Source organism: Corallococcus terminator (assembly GCF_003611635.1).
GTDB classification, from domain to species: domain Bacteria; phylum Myxococcota; class Myxococcia; order Myxococcales; family Myxococcaceae; genus Corallococcus; species Corallococcus terminator.
Window position 1 is genome coordinate 1 of the sequence record NZ_RAVZ01000680.1, and the last position, 1,485, is coordinate 1,485.

The following is a 1,485-nucleotide window of genomic DNA, read 5'->3' on the forward strand; positions in this document are numbered from 1 at the left end:
TAGTCCTACAGTTGCAGTTCGGAAGAGACCGCAGTCGGCCTCCTGTTGAAGAAACAGGAGGGGGCGGAGCGAGACTTCCCATGCAGCAGCCATCAACCACAGAAGCCCAGGTACCGGAAGTCCGGCTGGTTGGCCGTCTCGTGACAGAGCTGGAAGCGGTAGGCGCCTGGCTGCAGCCGCACTTCCGCAGGCGCGAGGCGCATGCCACTGCAGTCGAATACGTGAAGGCACTTCTGGGGCGAGCGCAGCGCAAGAATGTGTGGGGCCTTTCGGAGGATGCGGGGCATCGAGCGCCCTATGCCTTCCAGCACCTGCTGCTGCGTGCGAAGTGGGACGCGGATGCGGTGCGCGACGACGTGCTGGAGTACGCACGCAGGGCGCTGGGTGAAGGCGGAATTCTCGCGGTCGACGAGACGGGCTTCCTGAAGAAGGGAGAGAAGTCCGTGGGCGTGGCACGCCAGTACACGGGCACGGCGGGTAAGGTGGAGAACGCGCAGGTGGGCGTCTTCCTCTCGTACGTGACGCCTCGTGGGCATGCGCTGGTGGACCGGGAGTTGTACCTACCGGAGCCGTGGGCGGAGGACGCCGCGCGCCGCGAAGCGGGAGGGATTCCGGACGAGGTGGGCTTCGAATCCAAGCCGGCCCTCGCGCAAGGCATGCTGCAACGGGCGCTGGGCGCGGGGCTGAAGCCCGCGTGGGTGGTGGGAGATGAAGTCTACGGGCGCGACTCCACGCTGCGCCGTTTCCTCGAAGACTTGCACCAGCCCTACGTGCTGGCGGTGGCCTCCAACACGCACGTCTGGCGCGGCTTCTACCAGGTGAAGCCGGGCGATATGGTGAAGGAAGTTCCGCCGGACGCCTGGGTGCGTCTGTCCGCGGGCGTGGGCACCAAGGGCCCGCGCCTCTACGACTGGGCACGCATGCGGCTCAACCGGCACCTGGGCCTGTCACGGTGGCTGCTGTTTCGCAGAAGCCTTGCGGACGGGAAAGTGGCCTTCTACGTGGCCCACGCCCGACGCAATGCCTCCCTGATGTCGCTGGTGCAGGCGGCCGGCAGTCGGTGGGCGGTGGAGGAGGACTTCGAGTCCGCCAAGGGCGAAGTGGGCCTGGCCGACTACGAGGTGCGCACCTGGACGGCGTGGCACCGGCACATGACGCTGTGCCTGGTGGCCCACGTCTTCCTCGCCGCCGCACGTGTCATGGCCAACCTGCCACTCCAGGAGGGCCTGCCCCCAAAAGCCCTCGGCCTGCCGGTGCGAAGAAATCCCATGCGCGCATTTCTCGCCCGGCGCGGCCTTCACTGACGGCCCTCGTCCGCTACTCCGTCCAGGAAGTGCGAGGGCTTCTGGTGGCGCTCCTGCGGCGTGTGGTGGCTCCGCTTGCGCATGTCCTGGCCTGGAGTCGCTGGCGACGCCACCACCAAGCTGTGGCCATGCAGTGCCACTACCGCGCACGAAAGGCGCGATTCAAACTGCAACTGTAGGA

Annotated in this window: 2 protein-coding genes; one reads left to right on the forward strand and one right to left on the reverse strand. The window is 67.1% G+C overall.

What is annotated here, in order from left to right; translation table 11 throughout:
* The first annotated feature begins 80 nt into the window (after positions 1–80).
* Positions 81–1,304, forward strand: a complete 1,224-nt coding sequence (locus D7V88_RS41460) for an IS701 family transposase (protein ID WP_120545955.1) — start codon at positions 81–83, stop codon at positions 1,302–1,304.
* Here the strand turns inward: D7V88_RS41460 and D7V88_RS44050 are convergent.
* Positions 1,298–1,485, reverse strand: a 188-nt coding sequence (locus tag D7V88_RS44050) for a hypothetical protein (RefSeq protein ID WP_208726762.1), incomplete at its 5' end; no start/stop codon positions are given. The genes D7V88_RS41460 and D7V88_RS44050 overlap by 7 nt on opposite strands.

Excerpts from the sequence above, each read along its gene's own strand:
- D7V88_RS41460 (WP_120545955.1), top strand. The coding sequence starts at position 81 with ATGCAGCAGCCATCAACCACAGAAGCCCAGGTACCGGAAGTCCGGCTG.